The sequence below is a fragment of the Pedobacter duraquae genome (genome assembly GCF_004362245.1).
In the GTDB taxonomy this organism is placed as follows: domain Bacteria; phylum Bacteroidota; class Bacteroidia; order Sphingobacteriales; family Sphingobacteriaceae; genus Pedobacter; species Pedobacter duraquae.
This window is the reverse complement of sequence record NZ_SNWM01000002.1, coordinates 288979-309571: the sequence shown is the minus strand read 5'-3', so window position 1 is coordinate 309571 and position 20593 is coordinate 288979. Positions and strand designations below refer to the sequence as shown.

The following is a 20593-nucleotide window of genomic DNA, read 5'->3' as shown; positions in this document are numbered from 1 at the left end:
TGATAAGCATTGCCTTATCAAAGCGGTTTTTTTATGAGATTGCTGGTCCTTTGCCTTCGGTATTTCCAGCTAGAAGTGGAAGTTAGCGCCGATACTCGGAACAAATGTATTTAGTCCGAAAGAAAAACTCTCGGCCTTGTATGGTTGTGAATATGGATTCGCACTGTCAGCTTTCATATCTTGATTGTTATAAGAAAATAAGGGGAACGAAAACTCAAAAGCAAGTTTTTTAGTGGGAAAGAATGCAAAACCAGGATTTGCTGAAGCATTATAGGTCGTATATTTATATTTTAACATCATGAAATCAATAGCACTTGCTGGTGTTATTTGACTTGATTTACCAACACCAATTCCTAAGCTTCCTTGTCCAAAAAATTTGAACTTGTCTACAACATCGATATAATACCTGATTATAGGACCAACAGAAAAGTTTCTTTCCTTGGTATTTAGCGAGGAAACAACCGAGGTACTTCCGTTAACATAGTTAGTTTCGGAAGAATTTTTATTGTCAACATATGCTAAACTTAATCCGATAGCCAGGTTTTTTTTGATAAAGTGACCGAATTTAGGACTGACATTGAAATAATTACCGACAGACGTGGTTACGTTTTGAGAACCCGCTGGTGTTATTGTGGTTCGGCTATAACTAATTGAACCTCCTATAAAATTATTCCCTTTTTCAGTTTGGGCATGAACGGATGAGAGGGCGATGCAAAGTACCGCACATAATAAGTAGCGTTTTTTCATATGATTAATATTAATGGTATCAATAATACCATTAATATTGAGGTAAAATAAATATATCGTTTTATCTTATTGTAAAGTCTTAGTAGTCAGTAGATAATTGTTAAACACTGCTATAAAAAAAAACTGCTGCCAAAGCAGCAGTTTTCAAGGTAGCTGCTAATCTTTAAACAGCAGCTGACTAAACGTTGTCAGATATCTGCGCCATACCTGGTAGGTGTGTACACCCTCAGTTTCAGTGTAACTGAACTTGATGTTTTTTGATTCCAACCACGACTTATATTTTCTGTTAGATTCTATTAAGAAATCGTCTTTTCCGATCGCTATCCATACCAGCTTAAGTTTGTTGTTGATAGAAGCATCAAGCTTTGGAAAAGCTTTGGTATAGTCTGGATCCAAAAGAATCACTGCAGCGCTAAAACCTCCAACATAACTGAATAAGTCCGGGTTGTTTAATCCAACGTCTAGCGACTGACCCCCACCCATAGAAAGGCCGGCAACAGCCCTGTATTTTTTATCCGCTTTTGTGTTATATAGGCGCTCCGTCATCGGGATTACTTCTTTTAAAAACGAAGCTACAAACAGCTCCTCGTTTTTCTTCAAAGCCTCTTTGCTGTATGCGCCGGCACCTGGCTCAAGCATTTCAGGTGCACCATAACCAAGCGTGTTCACAATGATCATTGGCTTTGTTTTGCCCTGCGCAATCAGGTTGTCCATAATTATGTTTTCTCTGCCTGCAGTAGTCCAGGCACTCGTCTCATCTGTAATTCCATGGAAAAGGTACAATACCGGATAAGGCTCTTTCCTTTTGGGATCATAACCAGGCGGAGTGTATACCCTGATATCGCGCTGATCGCCAACTATACCTGATTTATAAAAGTGCTGAACCAGCGTGCCATGGGGTACATCATTCAATTCCCAACTCAATGTTTTAGGCCCTGGAACATGTGCCAGACTCTGCCCTAATGCACGTTTAAACAAAGGCTTGATCAATGGGTTGTTTGGATCGGGCAATACATTACCGTCAACAGCAAAAGTATATCTGTAGATATCAGGTTCAAAATGTGCCGAAAAAGCCCATACACCAGCGGTGTCTTTCAGCATCATGCGCTGTTTGCCATCGTCCATAATCAACATCACCTGTTTGGCATTGGGTGCCAGAAACCTGAATGTTACCTGCCCGCCATCTGCAACTTCCGGAGATTTTAAATAAACGGCAGCGGGATTTTTAGTAGTCTGTGCTACCGCTCCGGAGAGCAGCAGGCACAAACCTAAAGTGTTAATTAATTTGATCATATCGTTCTGATTAGAATCCGTAACGTAAGCCTACCTGAACCTGGAATGGATTTCCTGACGGAGAAACCACACCTGCGTTAGGGTTTACACTGTAGTTATACGTTCTTGTAGTAGGGTTAAAGCTGGCAATAGAATAGATCGCCTGTGTGCCCAACGTTTCTGTAACACCCCATTTTTTATTCAGCATATTACCCAGGTTGAACACATCACCCGATACTTCAAAATAATGTGTTTTATAGACCTTGAATTTCTTAGCTAATCTCAAGTCAAACTGACCGTAAAACTTGTTGATACCACCATTACGTTCGGCAACCTTTCCAATGCTTTTTCTCAGATAGTCTTTAAAGCTATCGCTAACCAATGGATTGTCAAGAATAGCCTGAATACCAGTTCTTACGCTTGCCGCAACAGATGCGTCATTAGGATCAAAAACATATGCAAGATCGTTAGTGGCAACAAAGTCACCATTTACGTTTCCATTTACGATCATAGAGTATCTTGTGCCGCCGATACCAGAGTAGCGTAACCCTACACTAACTCCCCAGAATGTTGGTAATGTACCGTATAGGACAACTTTATTTCTGAATTGGTTATCTGAAGCCGACATCTGACTTAAATTACGTGGGTCATCTTTTACTGGTAATCCAAGCGTTGCCGTATTGGCTACGTTACCATTGTAAGAAGTATTGTCTTTTGAATCATTGATTGTATAACTGAACGAAAACTCTCCGTCTTTGAAATACTTGTATGTACCATCAAAAACAAATGCGATCTGATTGTTTCTACCCTCGCTGTTTAAAGCCAGCACCCTACCAACACGGTCAGTTTTGCGACCTAGAGTCCAGTTTGTAGCGCCGTTTGTTGCGTTGATAGTGCTTGCAGGTACATATACACCTCTATTATCTTCATTGGCTAAACGGAAGAAAGGCTGGTCGGCCATATTGGCGTCGGTATACATATAGTTATTGCGTGCCCAACTCGCGTACATGGTCACACCAAGTCTAAAACGATCATTAAAGATTCTGTTGTAAGAGAAGTTTGCTTTGTATAATACCGGGATCCGGGTATCTTCTTTGTTCAAGTTGATGGTAGATAACTTGGCAATTGCTGGATTGTTAAATAATTCCGTACCTGGTGCAGAAGCAGGGTTGGCACGGTAGCCAATGAAGTCTGGTTTTGGTACGTTGGCACCCTGAATATCAACCGCAGTCATTTTTGTACCGTCGAACACCATGTTATTGATCATGGTATAGTTCAGGATGTCGGATCCAAAGATACCACCACCAAACCTTACGATATCTTTTTTACGCTCACCAATATCCCAAGTAAACTGCACACGTGGCTGGATCTGGAAAGTCGTTAGTGAGTGGTCTGTTTTTAAGCCAAGATCATCAAATACAATCTGGTTAAAGTTTGGCTTATCCAGATAGTTGGTATAATCCGCCCTGATACCTGCTGTCATTTCAAAGCCACGCGCCAGTTTAGTCTGTGCCTGCGCATACAGTGCAGAGTTCAGGTAATTCTGTCTTACCGTAGGATCAGCAACCAAAGGAATTTCCCGCGCATAACGATATGGCGTCATGTTCGCGAAATTATCAAGCCCTGTAAAGTAAAAACGACCATTCAGCTCGCTACCATATCTTGAATAGAGGTGCGTATACATCAAATCTGTACCGAAAGTATAGTTTACCTTATCGGTATTGTAATACAGGTTATTGGTGCCCTGAACAACATTACTGAAGAAATATTCAGGTGCGTAACGCTGACCGCCCAATTGAATTGTTGTATAAACGGTTTTGCCGTCGATAGTCGAAGGTACACGCTCTACAATAGCGCGGGGGATATTAGCACCCGGAACCTGCTCGCCCGGTAAACTTTCAAATGATGAAGTTAGATATTGTAATTTAGCTTCGTTGGTTAACCTCGGACTGATGGTTGTCCTTAAAGTTGCCAATGTGCTATTGCTTTTTGTTCTGTTGTTTCCGTATACCTCAAAAAGGTTGATGGCACTGTTGTCACCAATATTCAACGGGTTAAAATCGTAAATGTAGTTGTCACTGATCGTCAATAGATTTCTCTTGTTCAGCTGTACATCAACACGTGCAAACAAGGCTTCAGTACGTTCTTTTTTAGGGAAAGAACCAAACTGTGGTGTGGCAGCAACACCGTATTTAGGGACAGCGATAGCCAGGTAGTTCAATAAAGTCGATTGTGTTACACTCAATCTTTTTTCATCTTCTGCAGAGCGGATATCGGCAATCTGAAGCGGACGGGAATCACGCTGATGATCAAAAGCAATAAAGAAATGCGCCTTATCTTTGATGATGGGGCCACCTAAAGAGAATCCATACTGATACGTGGAGTAGTCAATATCACGCTTTAAGCCACGGATATCGTATTTAGACGATAACCAGTCGGCACGACCAAATCCAAATACGCTTCCGGTTAAGGTATTAGTTCCGGATTTTGTTGCTGTTGTGATGCTACCACCACCGGCTCTGCCGTAGGTAACGTCATAGGCATTGGTTACTACTTTAAATTCCCGTACAGCCTCCATAGAGATAGAGTAGGGGGCACCAGGAGTTGCTGTACCACCAAATGTTGGGTTTTTAGCAGTCATACCATCAATAGAGAAATTTGTAGAAGTTGCCAGCTGGCCTGAGATACTTCCACCTCTGCTCAACGGAGATAAGTCGATCAGCGTAGTAAAGTTCCGGCCGTTTACAGGTAATTTATTGATGTTTCTGGCACTAACTGTGGTAGAAGCACCTAAGTTGGGTATCGAATTTTTAATGCCCGATGCTACAATTTCTACTGCGTTTAGTGTTTGTGAAGCCGATTCCAGACTAACATTGACCACCTGAACATCACCAAGGTTTAAGGTGAAGCCAGTTCTGGTCTGCGCACCGAAACCTACAAAAGTTACCTTTACTGTATAAGGTCCGCCTAATGGTAACTGTTTAAAGGTGTAATCTCCTTTCTGACCAGTCGTAGTACCAGTATTGAAACCGGTTGACTCATTTCTAACAACAACAGAAGCGCCCGCAATTGGTTTCTTCTGCTCGTCAGTCACCATTCCCATCAGGGATGCCTGGGAAATCTGTGCAAATGATTCTCCTTGTACGCAAAGGAAAACCATTAAAATAAGTAATTTAACGTAATTTTTTTTCATAAAAATGGTTGTGTTTGTTTGCTGCGAAAGTAGAGCGGTATTGTTAGGGATATATGTTCAGATGATTATTAAAAAGTGCTTTTTTATCTGATTATTGATTAATTATTTAACAGTAAATTAAAAATCAAGGTAAATGGACTTAACATAACCCGCCTTTATTTGGGCTTTAATCCAACATATGAAACTTACAACAACAATGTTCCTCGGTGCGGTATGCTTCGCAACGACAGTGAGCGCACAAAAAATTGACCTTCAGGCACATCGTGGAGGTCGCGGACTAATGCCTGAAAATACAATTCCGGCAATGATATCGGCGATTAACCTTGGTGTGAAAACACTTGAAATGGATCTGGCAATCAGTAAAGATGGATTGGTAGTCGTATCTCATGATAGTTACATGTCTTCAGATTTTATGCGTAAGCCAGACGGATCGGATATTTCTAAAGCAGAAGAAAAAGGGTTATTGATTTACGGAATGGATTACAGCATGGTTAAATCGTATGATGCCGGAACCAAAGTACATCCGCAGTTTGCTGCTCAGAAAAAGATGAAAACCTACAGGCCACTATTCTCAGAATTAATAGACAGTGTAGAAACTTATATTAAGAAACATAAGTTAAAACCTGTTAACTATAACGTGGAAATCAAAAGCAGTCCGGATGGCGATGGTACAGCACATCCTGTTCCTGAAATATTCGTAGAAAAAGTAATGCAGGTCATCAACAAAAAGAAAATTGGTAAAAGGGTAGTAATCCAGTCGTTCGACAAACGTCCACTCCAGGTTTTACATGCTAAGTATCCAAACCAGGAACTGTCGTTCCTGATCATGAACAGAGATAACTTCGAAACCAATATTAAAAATCTTGGTTTCACGCCACAATATCTTAGTCCCTATTTTAGTTTAATCACACCTGAGATGGTTAAACAGGCACATGACCAAAAGGTTAAAATCTTACCCTGGACGGTTAACAATGCTGAAGATTTTAAGAAAATGGAAGTATTAGGCGTTGATGGCGTGATCACTGATTTTCCCGACCTCGGTGTTGCCGCTTACGGCAAATATCAGTAATTCTTTTGGCTGACCTGCAGACATCCTGTTCAGGTCAGCATTTTTTATTCTATCTTTGAAGCATTAGTTCTTACTATTATTTCTTCATCAACCGTTATAGGTTCTGCTTAACGCAGATTAATAGGGAATCGTGTGCAAATCACGAGCTGTCGCGCAACTGTAAGTAACGCACAGGTTTTTACCGGCTTAATATCCACTGTTCCATCAGGAATGGGAAGGATGGTAAAAACTGTTACAAGTCAGGAGACCTGCCCAGAACGAATTGACAATGCTTTCGCGATTTGAAGCAAGGTCTGGATTGATGTGGTGTACAGTTTTAATGCTGTGCCCTGCTATGTCCTGTCTTCTTTTTTCGTTTTGCATTGCGAGATATTGCCAGAGCTATTAATAGATTTTTTCATCTTTTAAAAGCAAAGAAATGCTAACAAACAGTCTTGGCTACCCGCGAATAGGTAGCGACAGAGCACTAAAGAAAGCCTGCGAATCTTATTGGGCAGGCAAAATTTCGGTTCAGGTTCTCCTGAAAACCGGACAAAACATCAGAGCCCACAATTGGGAGCTACAACAAAACGAAGGAATAACATTTATTCCGTCAAACGATTTTTCATTTTACGATCAGGTACTAGATCATTCTTTAATGTTTGGCGCTATTCCAGAAAGATATCATCAGGTGATACTGGATGGAAAAAATGGGGAGCTCGATCTATATTTTGCTATGGCCAGGGGATACCAGCGAGATGGGCTGGACATCACTGCCATGGAGATGACGAAGTGGTTCGACACAAATTACCATTACATTGTTCCCGAATTTCATAGAGACCAGCAGTTTAAACTGTTCTCTACTAAAGTAGTTGACGAGTTTAAAGAGGCTAAAAGACTGGGCTTACAAACTAAACCTGTACTCATTGGCCCTGTTTCCTATCTGTTACTCGGCAAAGAAAAAGAAAGTGGGTTCCATCGCATAGAACTGATCAATAACCTGCTGCCCGTATATTTAGAGCTCCTGAAAGGGCTGGAAGCTAATAAAGCGGAATGGATCCAGTTTGATGAACCTTTCCTGGCCCTGGATCTTACTGAAGCGGAACAATCAGCCGTTTCTTATGTATATGCTACCATTAAAAAGAACTTTCCTAAACTGAAGATTATTGTTGCTACTTATTTTGATCAGTTGGGAGACAACCTGGAACTGGCAATAAACCTTCCTGTTGCAGTATTGCATATCGATTTGGTGCGTGCGCCAGCGCAATTGGAAGCTGTATTAGACCGGATTCCTGATAATTTAACGCTATCATTAGGACTGGTAGATGGAAGGAACATCTGGAAAAATGACTATGCGCAATCGCTTAGCCAGATTCAAAAGGCGATTGAAAGATTGGGCAGGGAGCGTGTCTGGGTTGCCGGATCATGTTCTTTGATCCACAGCCCATGCGACCTGGATCTGGAGACCAATGTAAAATCCTTGTCGCCGGAAATCAAACAATGGCTCGCCTTCGCTAAACAAAAAGTTCAGGAGATTTCTGCACTTGGTAAGATCGCTGCACATCCGGAATCAGAAGCATCCAAAGCCCTATTTGCAGCGAATATGGTTGATCAGGAAAGCAGACGTAGCTCAGCGAAGATTCATCGCCCGGAAGTTGAAGCGCGGGTTGCCGCAATTACAGTCGCAGATTCCAGCAGACTGAGTCCCTTTAGCATCAGGACTGAGATTCAGCGTAAAGCACTCAACCTGCCTTTGTTTCCTACAACAACTATCGGATCTTTCCCGCAGACAACAGAAGTACGTAGCTGGAGGGCAAGATTCAAGAAAGGTGAGTTGAGCCAGGAACAATATGATGAACTGATCGCCAATGAAACTGAAGAAACGATCAGGTTCCAGGAAGATATAGGGATTGACGTATTGGTGCATGGTGAATTTGAACGGAACGACATGGTAGAGTATTTCGGTGAACAACTTGCAGGATTTGCCTTTACCAAAAATGGCTGGGTACAAAGCTACGGCAGCAGGTGTGTAAAGCCGCCAGTGATCTACGGCGATGTGTATAGACCTGCGGCCATGACCGTGCGTTGGTCTTCCTTCGCACAGTCGCTAACCAGCAAATGGGTAAAAGGTATGCTTACTGGGCCGGTAACGATTTTACAATGGTCTTTTGTCAGAAACGACCAGCCGAGATCAGAAACATGCACCCAGATTGCCCTGGCAATCCGTGATGAAGTGGTAGATCTGGAAAAAGCAGGTATCAAAATTATCCAGATTGATGAACCGGCTATCCGCGAAGGACTTCCCCTACGCAAATCGGCATGGCAGCAATACCTGAACTGGGCTGTTCGGGCCTTCAGAATCTCCGCAAGTGGCGTACAAGACGATACGCAAATCCACACCCACATGTGCTACTCAGAATTCAACGATATCATTACCAACATCGCAGATATGGACGCCGATGTAATCACTATAGAATGTTCGAGATCTCAAATGGAGCTGCTCGGTGCATTTGCCGATTTTAAATATCCGAATGAAATTGGTCCTGGCGTCTATGATATTCACTCACCACGCGTGCCCGACCGCTCAGAAATGGTGCTGTTGCTGGAGAAAGCTGGTGCAGTAATCCCTGCAAGGCAGCTTTGGGTTAACCCTGACTGTGGTTTAAAAACCAGACATTGGGACGAGACCAAGAAAGCATTGATCGAGATGGTTGCGGCAGCAAAAACCATGCGCGAGGAAGTGCTGGCATAAGTAGTTTTAAACGCACTCAGTTTTTGTTACGCTCACGTTTAAAATGGCCTCTTTTGGAGGCCATTTTTATTATACCCTGCTCATGTATTTACTTCTATAAGCACTGGGGGTAATGCCCACAGTTTTTTTAAAAAGTAGCCTGAATGCTTTCTGGTCGTTATATCCGGATTCGATCATCGATTCCAGGATCCCACCAGAGGTTTTCTCCAGGTAACGCTTGGCGGCTTCAATTCTTGTCTTCTGCAGGTATTCAATTGGGGTGTTGCCGGTAACGAGTTTGAAGCGGCGTACAAAGTTCCTACGACTTGTTGGAATATCTCTAAGCAGTTCTTCAATCGTGGTAATGGCTGCAAAATCATTTTTTATCCTTTGTTGTACCTTTTTTACCAGCTCATCATGATGCGTCTGTGTGGGTTGAAAAGAACCAAAATAGGTCTGGTGATTTCTGTCGAGGTCTATCGCGAAGAACTTTGCAATTCGAATAGCCATATCGCGATCCGTATATTTTTCGATCAGTTGGATCAGCAGGTGAAAACTGCTGGTAGCGCCACCGCTCGTATAGATGCCCTGATCACTTGTAACCACTGCTTCGGCCTGGACATTCACTTCTGGGAAAGCGGCAGAAAAGTCTGATATCGCATCCATGTGCGTAGTAGCACATTTGCCGTTCAATAATCCTGTTGCAGCCAGTAAGAAAGCACCTGAACATACACTTGCCAGTTCTGCACCTTGTTTGTGTTGCTGACGAAGCCAGGACAGCACATGCCCATTTTCCTGAATGTAGATCGGGACATTGCCACTATTAAATGCAGGCACAATGATCAGGTCGAACTGCTGCGGATCGGATAACGTCAATTCTGGAAAACGGTTGTAAATTACCCCATCATCACCTGTGCGAATAGTTTGAATTCTGAATTGGTCTGGAAGTCCATTCTCATGACAAAATCTGTTAACAGATTCGAATACATCAAACACCGCTGCCACACTAAGTAATCGGTGGTTCTGACTCAGTAAAATCCCTAGTTGTACCATACGTGCTATATTATTTGGCTCAAATGCCCCTAAAGGCTTACTAATATAGTATTTAAAAAATAAAAACCGACACAAAAAAAAGGCCCCGAAAAAACATCGGAGCCTCAATTTATTTTTGAAAGCTTGTAACTTAATTTCGTTAAATTGCTTTTTCCAGAATTCTATAAGTCTTGTAAGGATCACCTTTAATCGCGATAATTGCGTTGTTTACCAGGTCGTTGTGTTCCAATGTCCAGCTCGCCTCAGCATACTCCAAACCTTTCTTTTTGTAAGATTTAATGATAGAAGCATAGATGCATGCTTCGATACCCATCTTACGATAGCCATCAACAACACCCAGCAGAAGGATACGGATTCCTTTTACTTTTTTAAGCCCGAACAGTAATTTAAAAATCCCAGTAGGGAACAGTCTGCCTTTTTTTATTTTCGCCTGTATCTCGTTAATATTTGGAATGGCAGCACCAAAGCCAACCACTTTACCATTTTGTTCTGCAACGAAACAGAAGTCAGAATCCAGGATCATCTTGAGGTCTTTGGCCTGATAATCATATTCCTCATCGTTCAATGGAACAAAACCCATATTGCTGTCCCATGCCTTATTATAAACTTCGCGCAGGGCAGCCGCTTCAGCCTTAAAGTTTTTCATGTTGATCTTTCGGATCACGATATCACTTCGCTTAAGTCTGTCTTCCAATCTATCCATTAATTTAACCGAACGATCGTCGTAAGCATCACCATCCCATTTCCATGCAATAAGATCTACTTTTTTGCGTAAGCCCCAAGCATCCAGTAAAGTTTCATAATAGGCAAAGTTATATGGCATCATCACCATGGGTGGCATGTCGTAACCTTTAACCAGCAACCCGCAAGATTCGTTGGTCGAGAAGTTTACTGGACCGATGATGGTCGACAAGCTTTTTTCCTTTAACCAACTGGTTGCCTGGTCGAGTAGTGCATTAGCCACTTCCTGGTTGTTTATGCAATCAAAAAAACCAAAAAATCCGTCGTTAGTCTTATTAAAAACATTATGTGCAGTATTGTGAATAGCGGCAATACGACCAACAATTTTCTCTCCATCATAAGCCAGAAAGCATTGCAATGAAGAATGCTTATGGAAAGGGTGGGTAGTTAACAGGTCCCTTTGTGCGATGAATAGTTCCGGCACATAGTTTTTATCATCTTTATACAGTTCGTGAGGAAAATCAATAAAGGCACCCAGCTCTTTTTTCGATTTAACCGGTATAATTGTTATCATTTCTTATGAATGGCTAATAGTAATTTGGACGAAGTTAAGATATTTATTTTAATGCAAGCTGTTGTGCGTCTGCATCTACCATTTGTTTGTAAAAACTTTTGAAAGCCAATACTTTATCCTGTGGAACGAAGTCGTTTTTTAAATGAAAAGTCCGTTTAAAAACAAGCTTTTGATCCTTAACGGAGCTTTCAATATTAAAATCTACAAATTCATTGCTGATGTGTACTGGCGGATAAGACTGTACCAGGCTCTTGTCTTTTGGTAAATTCAATATCAGTTCCTGATCATAACTATCGGTGCCAAATAGCTGTGTCAGATCTATCCCTGATTTTCTGCCTGCCAGGATCTGAAGGTCTGAAGCACCGTTTTTATTAGACCATGGAATAGAGAAGATCTCGAGTCCCGCTACTGGCTTAATTACGTTCAGCAATTGATAGGTAGTGCTGGTGGTTACGGTATCTGCAGTTGCTGTAGCTGTATTCAGGTTCCCAAAAGTCAGCTGCTCAATCTCATTTTCCGGGTAGGCATGACTCAATTGTTCCTTCATTTTCTTCAGCTGATCCGTACTGCTCAGATCATTAAAGACTTCACGCAGGTAGCTCGCCGCCGAACCAGTATTCTGGTTATTTTCCTTAATCTGCATATCGGCATCCTTTAATGTCACCACAGTTTGGTACATCATGGTATTTAAGCCACGGATAGTCGGGTTAAAGTTTGTTAACTTATTAGCCGTTTTATTTATCTCCAGCACATTAGAGTGGATAAATGAATTGTCAAATGTATTAAAAGGCAGGGAGTTTGAAGTCAGCTCAACCCAGTAGTCCTTTCCGTTAACAATCGCTTTCGCAATACAATGATTGAACTCCATGCTAGGCAATAAAAGTGTGTTGATGCCATTATCGCGGGTGCTTGCCAAAGCCAGTTCTGCGGTAATGCCTGCTTCTTTACACATGGTTACAAAGAGGGTAGCCACGTCTTTGCAGTCGCCGATCCTGGTGTTGATTACTGTTGCTGGATTTTGCGGAATAATCCCACTCTGTCTGAAAGAAACGGAGCTATAAGAAATGTTATTGGTAATGTATTTATAAATCAGCTTTACTTTAGTCAGCTCATCCAGGTTCGGCTTGTCGGCAAAAAGTGTATTTACCACGCTCTTTATCTCGTAGCTACTCCGCGCTTTTGCTGCGGCGATATCGTTATACCAATTCGACATATATTGCCAGTCGGGAATGGAAGAGATGTAAAGCTTGTTTGTCACATCATCCATGGGTGGCATTTTATCTTCGTAAACCAATGCTTTTTGGTTGTTCTGCTGCCAAACATAAAGGTCAAATTCATCCTTTTTAGTTTTTACCAATGGTACTGGTTGCTGCGAAAAAGCGTATTTAAAAACTTTGTCGTGGTGCACCAACAGCGAATATTTGGCCTGTACATAAGGAAGTCCGTCGTTAAAGTAAAACGAATCCCAGAAATGTGAGGCCATAGTGCCCACAAAGTAATTTTCGATTTTATACCGCAGGTTGATTACGTCGCCTACTTCCAGATTGGTAAAGATCACTTCGTTTTGGTTACGCTCAGCAGGTACTTTTGTGCCGCTGGCCTTAATAACTTCTGCAATTTCTACGTTCAGGTTTTGATCGCTGTTGTATGGAATTTTATATTCCTTCATAGATTCCAGCCCTTTTTGTGTAAGCACCTTCGCAATAAAGATGTGCTTCTCCTCAGAGCCGCCGTTTTCATAGACAACTTTCTGAATTTCGTTATCGAGGGTAACCACATGGTCATCCGGAAAATCTTTGAGGGTAGGTGCAGCGGCGATTAATGCCTTTACATCCGGCTGAATAAAATAATCAAATACGGGTTTCTTATCCTGCAATCTTCTTAATGATTCGATTACATCGTAATCATTCGGGTTAATCAGCAAACTCTTTTTGTAAGCAATAGTACTTTTTTCCTTTTGCTTCATCATGTTGTATACCTGACCTAGTGCGGCATAGGCTCTTGAGTTGTTGGGGTCGATGTCCAGCTCCTGCAAATAAGTTTTTTCTGCTTTATCGTAAGACTGCAGTTTGTAAAACTGATCACCCAGATCTGCATAAATGCCCAGACCAATAGGGTCGTTCTTGATCTCCGACTGGTATATATTAAGTCCGGCATCCTTTTCGCCCTTATCCAGATAAAGTTGTGCAACAAACTTCGCAGATCCGTAATCGTCATTGTTGTCGATGTATTTTTGCAGGATAGCGATAGCCTGAGGGTTTTTCCTGATATCTCTTTCAATACTGTATTTCATCCCGGCTATGGTTCCAAAATTGGGGTAGAGCGTGTAGGCCTTTTCTATGAGGTCTATCACTTCCTGCTGGTTTTTACGCTTTCCCGCGAGATTTACTTTTTTAAGAAAAATGGCCTCATCCTCACCATAAATAGCTTCCAGCTTTTTTAGGGTAGCTTCTGAGTTTACCAGATCCTGCTGTGCCACATACCGGCTGTAAGCAAGCTCCAGTCCCAATGCACTTTCAGGATCATTGGTAAGGATACTTTCCTGCAAGGTCTCTATGCCGGTGCGGTTGTTGGCTCTTGAGAATAGCTCTATGAACATGCTGTTCAGGTAAGTGCTTTGTGGAAACTCCTGTTTCAATTTTTCCATCAGGGTACGCGCTTCAAATATATCGCCCTGACGGAGGTAAAGCTTGGCCAGCATCAATCTGTCAAGATAGTCATCAGGTTGCTGTTTCAGTTTGTTTTCAAAATAACGAAATGCTGCTGGCTGCAGTCGCGCTGTAGCAGCACTGGTTTCTTTAGTATATTTCTGTGGTGTAGCAGTGGTGGTTAATGCGGTTAGCGGCTGACCTTTTTCATCGGTGATGCGCACCATAAAATTTGACCGGTTGGCATAGCTTTCGCCAATCTGCACCAATACCCTGTTATATCCAGGATGCAGCTGAATGGTACTGATATACGAATCCAGGTCATTATTTCTTTCCTCAGCTTCTGTCAGCACCAGTTGATCATTTACCCAGACTTTTACTGAGCCTGAAACGCCAACGCGGAGCTGTACTATACGGGCGTCTGGCGACTGCACAAAAGTTTGTGCAAACTGTAATGCATTGTGATAACTGTTATAGTAACTGAAATCAAACCATTTATCGTGACGTAAGTAAGGTACTTTACGCCATCCAGACTGTCGGTTGTTTTTACCTTTAAATTGTGCATCTGCCTGTGGCTTATCCAGTACATCGTAATTCTTGTCGAACCCACTGGTAGAGATATTCTCGTATTCGCCGGTAATCAGCCAGTTTTCGAGCTCGCCAAGGTTGCCATATTGCTGGTCTGCTTTACCATAGTCCTTGATAGTCTCGTAATGCTTGCCCATCAAAGAAACCGCCATGGCGGGAAGTGTGCCATCCAGATCTTTCCTGCTGGCCAGGCTGCTTAGGAACTCCAGTTGTTCTGGCGTCTTTCTGCCCGAATTGTAATTGATGGCAGCACTGCCCCAAAGGGCAAAGAGGTAGGGCTGTGGGTTTGCCGAGTTTTTATAGAGTTTATTAATATAGCCAAATCCTTCCGCATACGGCCTGTCCATCTCGGCCAGCAGTGCCAAACCTATATTAGCCTCGTCGGCAGTGGTACTTTGTGTAGTAAGCTGCGTAAAAAGTTTACGTGAGGTCTGCCGGTCGTTTTGAAAGAATTTCTCCCAGGCCAATTTAGTTTTGGACTGTGCCTGTATGGTCGTTACAGCAAATAGAACGAGAAAAGAAAGTGTTGAAAAGATGATTTTAATCTTCATCAGAATGCGTTTGTTTTTAAGTTTTTATGATGTGTAACACGACATTTACTGCGCTTGGCGGGTAAGTTAATTTGTGTACGGTATCAGAACTCAATTATATAAAAAAAAATCGTCTTGTTAGTCTTTGGTTAATCATTTTGGATATAACAGTTTTGTGTCAATAAATGGTGCAACGGGATACTATACTGCGAGATAAAGCCGTTAAGGGGAAAAGTAATCTGCTCCGATTACAGAAATTTGCTAAGCGGAAGGTAATAGTCAGTAGTTTTTTTGATAAAAACCCTGATGTATGTAAAATTTAACTGTATTTTAAGTTAAATTGTTGATTATTTAAACGTTAAGCGACTTTAATTGTTTATATTTATATCAAACGCATTGCCATGGAAAATTTAGCTACCAGCGGTGAATGGTCCCGCAACCTTATTGACGTTTCTGAAGAAATTGATTTAGAGTATTGGTGTTCTACTTTTAAAGTTACGCCAGAGCAACTTAAGTCTGCAATTAAGGCCGTGTGCAATTGCGCTGCCGACCGCGTCAAGGCCTATCTCGATATCACTATCCACTAGTCTTGTTTATCAATTAACAGCAAAACGTAAACGATTTAGAACTTTTGTAAGTCTGACTTGTTTATGCTGTATGTTAAAGAAGATATTTATTCTTGAGGATGATCCCGATCACAGGGATATTATGGAAATTATATTGAAGGGTGCTGAGTATGACGTAAAGTCTTTCCCAGACCTGAAATCGTTCAAAGTTGCGATCCTGGAAGAAATCCCTGATCTGGTAGTGATGGATCTGATGTTGCCTGATGGCAATAGCCTGGAGATTTGCAAAGAATTGAAAGAGACACCTGCCACCAGCCATATACCAATCCTGGTGCTTACCGCACATACTAATCCACTTAAAATAATGGGCGTAAAATATGCTGATGAATTTATTGCTAAACCATTTGATAACGATGAATTTGAAAGCATTGTGGCCAATCATTTATCAGAAAGGTAGTCTGTCGAATATTGAAACCAATTATGTATACCAATTGTTAATCTGAAAACAAAAACGCATAACCATGGAAAACAACAATAGTTATGATCAGGAAGATAGTCTTCCGAAAGATCAGGATGATGAAACCCAATTTGAGAACCCTAGTGTCGACCCTGGATTTGAAACCAGCGAACCACATGCACTAACAGGTCGCGAAGATAAGCGAACGGGTAATATCGATGCCAATAAGAGCATCAAGGAAATGCGTGAGGAGCACGAAGCCAATGTAGAAAAGGAAGATGAGGAGGGTGATGATGCCCTTAATTACAAGAACGACCGTGAGAACGGTGCATACAATCCCAAGAATATCTAGTATTAAAAGCCGGATCAGCGATGATCCGGCTTTTTGTGTTTTAAGGGTTATTGAAATTATTTAAAGAGCATTGGAAGAAATTCCGACAGATAGTCTCTCCAGTTGGTCCAGCTATGTCCACCTTCGCTTTCTCTGTAAGTATATTTCATGCCGATTTGGTCAAGTTTGCTGCGGTAGTCTGACACTGCTTTGTAAAGGAAATCAGTTTTACCAATACCAATCCAGTATAGTTTATAGCCGTTAGCAGATTGTTTTTTAAGCGATTCATCAAAGTTGGCATATACAGGAGATGAAACCTTGTCGCTGGCCATCACTGCTGGTGAGAAAAGACCTACCCAGGCAAAAGTATTTGGGTAGAATCTCGAGATGTGCAGCGAATGATATCCACCCATGGACAAACCTGCAATAGCTCTGTTTTCTTTGCCTTTAGCAGTGCGGTAATTGCTTTCTATAAATTTAAGGATGTCTGGAAATGTTTGTTCCATAGTTCCATCCATGGTATGTGGTAGTTGCATAGTCGGTTTATACAGCCCCTCTGTAGATTCGCCTGGCGCTGCTTCCTGAGCAACGTTTCCATTGGGCATTACTACAATCATGGGTTTTGCTTTACCCTGTGCAATCAGGTTATCCAGAATCTGCGTAGCACGACCGAGTGCTGCCCAGGCTTCCTCATCACCACCCATACCATGTAAAAGGTATAAAACAGGATAATCCTGTTTGCTGCTTTCGTACCCGGGCGGGGTATAAATTGTGATTCTTCTTGTTAAATTGTTTCCTGGTGAACTATACCATCTGCGTGACACCGTTCCGTGTGGAACAGCGTTGACGGTGTATAAATCTGCTTTCCCGCCAGGAACGATAAATACGTTTGTTACGGATGCCACATCCCTGATCAGGTAAACATTGTTGGGATCAGTAATACGCAGACCATCTACTAAAAAGGAATAACTGTGTAAATCAGATGTAATGGGGGTGCTGGTTAAGCTCCATACGCCATCCTTGTCTTTCGCCATGAGTTCCGTTCCGGGAGTCCATCCCTGTGCAGGCATCCAGTCGCCTGAAAGTTTAACCTCCTTAGCACCGGGTGCTTTAAGTCTGAAGGTAACCGTTCTGTCGGCCTTAATTTCAGGCGAAGTAAGGTCTGATCCTCCCGATAGGGCTTGTTGCGCAAAGGAGCTGGAGGAAAAGATGGTAAATGCTGCGAAAAGCGTGACGAGTTTTTTCATTTGCTTATTTTTTGTATCATATATCTGGTGATTAAAGATTGTGATTAAATTTTGAAAATGAAATAATTTATTGCTTTAATTTGAAGCAAATCAAATTTTGTCAATTGCCAATCCCATTTCATAAGGATTATAGCACAAAATAATTGTTTCAAGTAGCCTGAATCCGGCTTTTTAATTTAGAGCAGAATCCTAAGGAAATTTTTGACGTCACTTGTCTGTTTTGAAAATCTATTTTATTGATGTTAAATAATTGATTTGTGGCTTAAAATCAGCATTATTGTGTAATGTCTCAAGAAAATATTGATGCTATGGTGCTTACAACCTCCGCAGGGGAGGCCGAGCCTGCTGTAGCCATTAATTACGAACAAATCGATACCATTCGAGGCATAACTATTTGCCTGATCGTTTGGGGGCATTGTCTTCTGGGATGGCAGGATTACGTTCCAAGGAATACTGTAGATCTTTTTTTGAAAATCGCTGTAATTGAAACTGGAAAAATAAGTACGATTATCTTTTTTGTGGTAGCTGGATTTCTTCTAAGACCGAAGTTGCGTAATTATAGTTTCGCTAGTTTCTGTAAGGAGCGCCTGCCTAAAGTATATATCCCATGGCTTTCTTTCATTCTTCTGTTTTTAGTCCTTAGTATTATTCAATTGTTGCCTCTGGCCGAATTGTGGGCAAGTCGGGATTTAAAGCAATTTTGGTGGTACATTTATAAGCTGACAGACGGTTTGATGCTGTATACGGCTTACTGGTTTGTGACGACTTATATTGTTACCATGCTTTTGTTGGTTTGGTTGCGTGACCAGGCTGAAAGTGCCTGGCTGGGTATCGTTCTTGCAGCAGTAACGCTATTTTACTGCATCAACTTCTATTATAATTGGGTTGCAGCCAATCACGCGAAAGCGGTACTTGCCTATGCATTTTTTGTTTGGCTGGGCATGCAAGTCAATAAATATTACCCGATGATCCAATCCGCCATTCAAAAGGTCAATTGGGCGGTACTGCTCACTGCTTTGAGTTTGTCTTTTATCATCTCATGTATGGATGCTAAATATCTATCCGGTATCGGTTGTGTAGATCCCTATGGGTCAAACCGCATCAGCAATGCAGTGGTATCCCTGCTTTTCTTTGCGGTACTACTCAAGGCTGGCAAGAGCTCTAGCATTAACAAACTTAAACCCAGGAAAACGGTGTACGGGATATTTTTAGCACACAACATTGTGATCTTTGAACTCACGTTTATAGTGTTGCGGTTTTTTTCTGTTGAACAATTCGAAAGTATCTGGATGCTACTGGTATTTAACCTGGCTTTTTTTGTGATTGTGTTGACTGTTACTTATGGACTGGTATGGGCCATAACGAAAAGCCGTTATCGCTGGCTGGTGGGTATCAGCAACAACTGATCTTACCTGCAATAGTTATTACTTAGGTTTGCCCAGATATTCATCTGTAAAATGTTGCGTCTGTTTTTCCTTCGCAAATTTCTCCGCATTGTAGTCTGCTGAATTTCCTTTTGGGATAGATAAAGAAGTCCATCGGTCATCAAGAAGTATTTTCCCGATAAAGACGATCTGACCTACATGATAAGGGTAATGGGCGAGCTGTCTGTTGATAGCTTCAGTAATAGAATGTCCCTGATTGCGGATAAAGATTTCTTTATCAAGATCCGTTGATGACAGTGAATTTATTGCTTCTAATAAACAAGCCCAACCTGCATCCCATTTGGCAATCAAGTCAGCCCTGTCTGTAATATCATCCATAAATTCGGCATCGCGGTTGCGCCATTCTTTTTCACCATCAGTGTGCATAAAATCTGTCCAGCGAGACATCATATTTCCCCATAGGTGCTTAACGATCATGGCAATGCTGTTGCTTTCTGCGTTAAATTTCCAGAACAACTGCTCGTCTGTAAGTTGGATAAATGTGCGGTCGCCCAGCAACTTATAATATTCAAATTGCTTCTTTGCACTAGCTAAAAAAGGATCGGGCATGGCTGGTTTTATAAGATTGAGACTGATTTCTTTTTGAAAGTTACGATTCTCTGTTCTAACAAAACAAGTTAGTAGTAAGAAAAAGAAACAGCAATTGACGGTTTGGCGCGTAACTTGCTTTATACTTTAGTATATTTATGTACCATAAGTTTCTTTTATGCTGTATAAATACACTAAATTGTCGGCTTTTAGACGACTTATGTTTTACTGATTTGGGGAATCCTAAACTGCTTTGCATAATAAAACGCAGAAGTTACAATAAAGCATGCTTTATAAATATTAAACTATGTATTACGAATTAATTAACGATCTGGTAACGCTGGTTAAGCAATATGAAGAAGGAGCTGGAGCTGCTGATGTTAAGTCATTTAACACTTGGTTGAGTTTGCAGCTTGGATCGAAAACAATTGATGCGCATTCGGAACCTGAATGGTCTGGAAAGGCAAGTGGAAGATCTGCAGATAGCGTAATTAATACCTCCCTGGTACATTTATATAGATATGCAAAATCGCATGCTAAAACTGCTATAATAGAAAGTTCTTTTTCTACTCCCGATGATTTTATTTACCTTATTAATCTGGTGTCATTAGGGAGTATGACTAAAACCGCCCTGATCAAATTAAATGTGCATGAAAAATCAGCAGGAATGCAGATTGTGAATCGACTGATCAATAATGGGCTTGTGGAACAGGAAGCTATGGAAAATGATAAACGGAACAGAATGATCCACATTACTGCGAACGGAAGACAGCTTTTGAACGAGCGGATGCATGAAATAAGGAAAGCCTCCAGCAGGGTAACAGAACCTTTGAACATACAGGAAAAGATGGATCTGATCAGGCTATTTTCGAAACTCGAAGACTTTCATGCCTCGAAATCCAAAACGGAATTACAAACGAATATTTAAATATACAATTGAACCAACCCAAATAT

At 41.5% G+C, this 20593-nt stretch carries 15 protein-coding genes and 1 riboswitch; of the genes, 7 read left to right on the top strand and 8 right to left on the bottom strand.

The features are described from left to right. Positions 1-69: 69 nt before the first annotated feature. The 3 genes from CLV32_RS07390 to CLV32_RS07380 all read right to left on the bottom strand — a co-directional run bounded on the left by CLV32_RS07390 (position 70) and on the right by CLV32_RS07380 (position 5212). On the bottom strand, positions 70-747 hold the full coding sequence (locus tag CLV32_RS07390) for a porin family protein (RefSeq protein WP_133554015.1): 678 nt from the start codon (positions 745-747) through the stop codon (positions 70-72). A gap of 156 nt (positions 748-903) precedes the next feature. Continuing rightward, positions 904-2040 carry an alpha/beta hydrolase-fold protein gene (locus CLV32_RS07385; RefSeq protein ID WP_133554013.1) on the bottom strand — a complete coding sequence of 379 codons (1137 nt, stop codon included), beginning with the start codon at positions 2038-2040 and terminating at the stop codon, positions 904-906. A 10-nt stretch (positions 2041-2050) separates the two neighbouring features. After that, positions 2051-5212: a TonB-dependent receptor gene (locus CLV32_RS07380; RefSeq protein ID WP_133554011.1), complete on the bottom strand. Its 3162-nt coding sequence runs from the start codon at positions 5210-5212 to the stop codon at positions 2051-2053. A 178-nt stretch (positions 5213-5390) separates the two neighbouring features. On the opposite strand from CLV32_RS07380, the gene CLV32_RS07375 reads away from it, so the two are divergent. Then, on the top strand, positions 5391-6281 hold the full coding sequence (locus tag CLV32_RS07375) for a glycerophosphodiester phosphodiesterase family protein (protein ID WP_133554009.1): 891 nt from the start codon (positions 5391-5393) through the stop codon (positions 6279-6281). An 81-nt stretch (positions 6282-6362) separates the two neighbouring features. After that, positions 6363-6551: riboswitch (cobalamin riboswitch) on the top strand. Positions 6552-6699: 148 nt separating this feature from the next. Beyond that, positions 6700-9012, top strand: coding sequence for a 5-methyltetrahydropteroyltriglutamate--homocysteine S-methyltransferase (gene metE / locus CLV32_RS07370; protein WP_133554007.1), 2313 nt, complete (start codon positions 6700-6702; stop codon positions 9010-9012). A gap of 69 nt (positions 9013-9081) precedes the next feature. Here the strand turns inward: metE and CLV32_RS07365 are convergent, their stop codons facing one another. The 3 genes from CLV32_RS07365 to CLV32_RS07355 form a co-directional block, all read right to left on the bottom strand. After that, on the bottom strand, positions 9082-10044 hold the full coding sequence (locus CLV32_RS07365; RefSeq protein ID WP_133554005.1) for a GlxA family transcriptional regulator: 963 nt from the start codon (positions 10042-10044) through the stop codon (positions 9082-9084). 139 nt (positions 10045-10183) lie between these two features. Further along, positions 10184-11299 carry a GNAT family N-acetyltransferase gene (locus CLV32_RS07360; RefSeq protein ID WP_133554003.1) on the bottom strand — a complete coding sequence of 372 codons (1116 nt, stop codon included), beginning with the start codon at positions 11297-11299 and terminating at the stop codon, positions 10184-10186. Positions 11300-11342: 43 nt separating this feature from the next. Next, positions 11343-15086: a DUF3857 domain-containing protein gene (locus tag CLV32_RS07355; RefSeq protein ID WP_133554001.1), complete on the bottom strand. Its 3744-nt coding sequence runs from the start codon at positions 15084-15086 to the stop codon at positions 11343-11345. A gap of 380 nt (positions 15087-15466) precedes the next feature. On the opposite strand from CLV32_RS07355, the gene CLV32_RS07350 reads away from it, so the two are divergent. From CLV32_RS07350 to CLV32_RS07340, 3 genes are all read left to right on the top strand, one after another. Further along, positions 15467-15652 carry a DUF3606 domain-containing protein gene (locus CLV32_RS07350; RefSeq protein WP_133553999.1) on the top strand — a complete coding sequence of 62 codons (186 nt, stop codon included), beginning with the start codon at positions 15467-15469 and terminating at the stop codon, positions 15650-15652. Positions 15653-15722: 70 nt separating this feature from the next. Continuing rightward, on the top strand, positions 15723-16088 hold the full coding sequence (locus tag CLV32_RS07345; protein WP_133553997.1) for a response regulator transcription factor: 366 nt from the start codon (positions 15723-15725) through the stop codon (positions 16086-16088). A gap of 64 nt (positions 16089-16152) precedes the next feature. Next, positions 16153-16440 carry a hypothetical protein gene (locus tag CLV32_RS07340; RefSeq protein ID WP_133553995.1) on the top strand — a complete coding sequence of 96 codons (288 nt, stop codon included), beginning with the start codon at positions 16153-16155 and terminating at the stop codon, positions 16438-16440. A 56-nt stretch (positions 16441-16496) separates the two neighbouring features. Here CLV32_RS07340 and CLV32_RS07335 read toward each other — a convergent pair whose 3' ends face one another. Next, entirely contained in the window at positions 16497-17666 is a 1170-nt protein-coding gene (locus tag CLV32_RS07335) for an esterase (RefSeq protein WP_133553993.1), read from the bottom strand. 284 nt (positions 17667-17950) lie between these two features. Between CLV32_RS07335 and CLV32_RS07330 the strand changes: the two genes are divergently transcribed. Beyond that, complete coding sequence (locus CLV32_RS07330) at positions 17951-19072, top strand: acyltransferase family protein (RefSeq protein ID WP_133553991.1); 1122 nt, start codon at positions 17951-17953, stop codon at positions 19070-19072. An 18-nt stretch (positions 19073-19090) separates the two neighbouring features. Here CLV32_RS07330 and CLV32_RS07325 read toward each other — a convergent pair whose 3' ends face one another. Then, positions 19091-19660 carry a DUF1572 family protein gene (locus CLV32_RS07325; RefSeq protein WP_133553989.1) on the bottom strand — a complete coding sequence of 190 codons (570 nt, stop codon included), beginning with the start codon at positions 19658-19660 and terminating at the stop codon, positions 19091-19093. Positions 19661-19946: 286 nt separating this feature from the next. On the opposite strand from CLV32_RS07325, the gene CLV32_RS07320 reads away from it, so the two are divergent. After that, a complete protein-coding gene (locus CLV32_RS07320) occupies positions 19947-20567 on the top strand; it encodes a MarR family winged helix-turn-helix transcriptional regulator (RefSeq protein ID WP_133553987.1) in 621 nt (206 codons plus the stop codon). The last annotated feature ends 26 nt before the right edge of the window (positions 20568-20593 follow it).